Origin of the sequence: Martinezella lusitana, from assembly GCF_016901135.1 — a bacterium.
Classification (GTDB): Bacteria; Pseudomonadota; Alphaproteobacteria; order Rhizobiales; family Rhizobiaceae; genus Rhizobium; species Rhizobium lusitanum_D.
In genome coordinates this window covers 1-2,808 of sequence record NZ_JAFEVL010000053.1, presented here as the reverse complement: position 1 = coordinate 2,808, position 2,808 = coordinate 1, and the positions used below count along the sequence as shown (strand labels likewise).

Annotated in this window: 4 protein-coding genes; all 4 read right to left on the bottom strand. The window is 57.5% G+C overall.

Annotated elements, in window-relative coordinates:
* Positions 1 to 45: 45 nt before the first annotated feature.
* The 4 genes from JTP94_RS35955 to tnpA all read right to left on the bottom strand — a co-directional run bounded on the left by JTP94_RS35955 (position 46) and on the right by tnpA (position 2,719).
* The gene (locus tag JTP94_RS35955) at positions 46 to 351 is read right to left on the bottom strand and encodes a hypothetical protein (protein WP_204853173.1); all 306 of its coding nucleotides are present in this window, start codon (positions 349 to 351) and stop codon (positions 46 to 48) included.
* On the bottom strand, positions 351 to 1,916 hold the full coding sequence (gene tnpC / locus JTP94_RS25220) for an IS66 family transposase (RefSeq protein WP_204853172.1): 1,566 nt from the start codon (positions 1,914 to 1,916) through the stop codon (positions 351 to 353). The genes JTP94_RS35955 and tnpC overlap by 1 nt, the downstream gene beginning before the upstream one ends.
* 72 nt (positions 1,917 to 1,988) lie before the next feature.
* Positions 1,989 to 2,336 (bottom strand): IS66 family insertion sequence element accessory protein TnpB, encoded by a 348-nt coding sequence (tnpB, locus tag JTP94_RS25215; RefSeq protein WP_006204819.1) that lies wholly within the window; start codon positions 2,334 to 2,336, stop codon positions 1,989 to 1,991.
* Complete coding sequence (tnpA, locus tag JTP94_RS36075) at positions 2,333 to 2,719, bottom strand: IS66-like element accessory protein TnpA (RefSeq protein ID WP_204853171.1); 387 nt, start codon at positions 2,717 to 2,719, stop codon at positions 2,333 to 2,335. Before tnpA ends, tnpB begins: the two co-directional genes overlap by 4 nt.
* Positions 2,720 to 2,808: the final 89 nt, after the last annotated feature.

Sequence of the window (2,808 nt, the reverse complement as noted above, 5' to 3'; positions counted from 1 at the left end):
GTGAGCGTCCGGCGAAAGCATTTTCGCTTGCTTGGGCGGCCGAAGCTATAGGAGGCGCTTCACCTCATCTGCCATGACGCGCTCGATCATGTCGGGATCGCATTGTTCATCGACGAGGAAATGGCGGATTGCACCATCCCACGTCCGTATGTCGGCGAGGAGATCTTGAAGGTCGTCAATTCCATTTTCGGTCAGGCCTTTTGTGCCATCTTCGCTGCCATCGCGGACATAAACCAATTCGCCCTCGGCGATATTGTCCGAGTTGGCGGTCACCTCCTCGATTAATTCGAGGTTCTCGCCGATCATGCCGGCGACTTCTTTAAGCGTATAGATGAACCTCGAGCGTGCCATCACGCAGCCTCGTATCGGTCTTTCGCCGGCGCCCACTGCCACGGCAGCAATTCCTGGAGCCGATCCTTTGGATGGCTTTGGATCCGGGTCAGGACGTCTGTGAGATAGACCTCCGGATTGTGGCCATGGAGTTTGGCAGTCTCGATGATGGTCAGGATGTTGGCGATGCGCTCACCGCCCTTGTCTGACCCGGCGAAGAGCCAATTTTTTCTTCCGATTCCAAGCGGACGCATGGCACGCTCAGCGATATTGTTATCGATTTCGACACGGCCATCATCGATGTAAACGCTCAATGCTGCCCATCGCGAGAGGGCATATCGCATTGCCTCGGCCAGCTTCTGCTTTTGTGGCAGCGTCGAAAGCGTCTCTTCTATCCAGCTCTTGAGGTCCGCCAGAATGGGCCTGGCGTGTTGCTGGCGCAGTTTGCGTCGCTCGTCGGCCGGCATGCCGCGGATGCGATCCTCGATATCGTAGAGCGCGCCGATGCGCGACAGCGCTTCGTCAGCGATCGGAGATGGCTTCAGCTTGATCACATCATGGAACTTGCGGCGCACATGCGCCATGCAGGCGGCCTCGACGATCTGGTTGCCGTAGAGCTTCTTGTAACCCCCATAGCCATCGGCATGCATCACACCGCTGAAGTTTGCGAGGTGGTCAGCCGGATGCACGCCCTTTCGGTCGGGGCTATAGTAATAGGCGATCGCGCCGGGAGTGGGATCCTGGTAACCGCTTCCATCGAAGACATAGACCCAGACCCTGCCGGTTTTCGTCTTTCCTCGTCCAGGGTCGAGGACATCCACCGGGGTATCGTCCGTGTGTATTCGATCGACCGCCGCGATATGGGCTCTGATCAGCAAAATGAGCTGGGCAAGAAGAACGGACACACGACCCACCCAGTCCGCCATGACGGAGCGCGAGATATCTACTCCCAGCCGATCGTACATTTCGGACAGACGATAGAGCGGGATATGATCGTCGAACTTGGCGACCATGATATGAGCAAGCAAGCCTGGTCCGGGTTTGCCTCGCTCTATCGGCAAAGTCGGCATCTCACCCGATACGGTCGTATCGCAGTCCCTGCAGACCATACGCTTCTCGACATGCCGGACGATCTTTATAGAAGCCGGCACATGCTCCATCACCTGGGCCACCTTGTCAGCCGCCTTCAAGAAGGAGGTGCCGCCACAGGTCGGGCAATTGCAGGGCGCTGCATACACCCGCTCTTCAGTTGGCAGGCCATCCGGCAGAGGTCTGCGTTTCGGCTTGTCCGGGGCATCATCCACATCGGGCAGCAGGCCTTTTCCAGAACAAGCATCAGCCTCGGCGCGGGCGGCTTCGATCTCCTCCAGCATGAGTTCAAATTGCTCAATCTTCCGATCGATCTTCTCTGAAGATGCGCCGTGCTGCCGATGTCGGAGCAGCTCCAACTGCGCGCGCAAAAGACCGATGATGGAGTCGCGTTTGTTGACTTCGGCTTCTTGGCTCTCAAGTTTCGCCGCCTGTTCAGCGACGAGCGCGCGCAATGCCAATAGCTCGTTCTGACTGTCCAGAGGCGGTGCTTCCATGCCCAAAAACATAGCCGATTTGCAGCGAAAGCGCTAGCATTTTAGCCCGGATGCCCTTGCAAAATATAGCTTTTACCCCGTTCGGCCGGGAGCAGAAGTCCACGCCGGTCGACGCCAATCGATCCCTTCCACAAGCATCGAAAGCTGCGCCTGCGTCAGGTGCGCAACACCTTCTTTCGCCGTTGGCCAGGGAAAGTATCCGCGTTCCAAAATCTTGTAAAACAGGCAGAACCCTTGGCCGTCCCACCACAGAAGTTTGATCCGGTCGGCGCGTTTTCCGCGGAAGCCGAAGATTGCGCCGGAGCCCGGCGCCTCCTTGATAGCCGTCTCAACGAGCGCCGACAGTCCATCAATGCCACGCCGCATGTCCGTCACTCCGCAGGCCAGATAGACCCGCACATTCCCAGAAGGCCCGATCATGCCGCCTCCACACAAGCGACCAGCGACGATAGCACCTCGAGATCCATGTCCGCTGCAATTCTCAGTAAGCGGCCATTCCTCAGGACGATTTCAACGTCTTTGCGCCTCGACCGCACACTGCTCCTCGTGGAACCATCGCTGGGGCTCTCTGACGCTCCGATAAGAGAAACCGGGATGAACGATACGGTCTCTGGAGACTTCAATTCGGGTGGCGAGAACTTCTTTCGCCACGCGTATATCTGTTGCGGAAGAACGTCGTGCCGGCGCGCTACATCGGAAACGCTCCCATCCGCGCTGAACGCTTCTTGCAATATCGAAAGCTTCAGTTCTGTCGACCAACGACGTTGTCGCTCGGCACCCGTCAGGATCTCAACCTTGGCCATTCATACCCTGTTACGTCACAAATGAATCATCTGTGTCGTAACTTGAGCTAATTCCGCACCTAACCAAAACCGGCTCACCGGACGCTCAC

Bases quoted from the DNA above. Each gene is read 5' to 3' on its own strand.
- JTP94_RS35955 (WP_204853173.1), bottom strand. From the start codon at position 351: ATGGCACGCTCGAGGTTCATCTATACGCTTAAAGAAGTCGCCGGCATG.
- tnpC (WP_204853172.1), bottom strand. From the start codon at position 1,916: ATGGAAGCACCGCCTCTGGACAGTCAGAACGAGCTATTGGCATTGCGC.
- tnpB (WP_006204819.1), bottom strand. From the start codon at position 2,336: ATGATCGGGCCTTCTGGGAATGTGCGGGTCTATCTGGCCTGCGGAGTG.
- tnpA (WP_204853171.1), bottom strand. From the start codon at position 2,719: ATGGCCAAGGTTGAGATCCTGACGGGTGCCGAGCGACAACGTCGTTGG.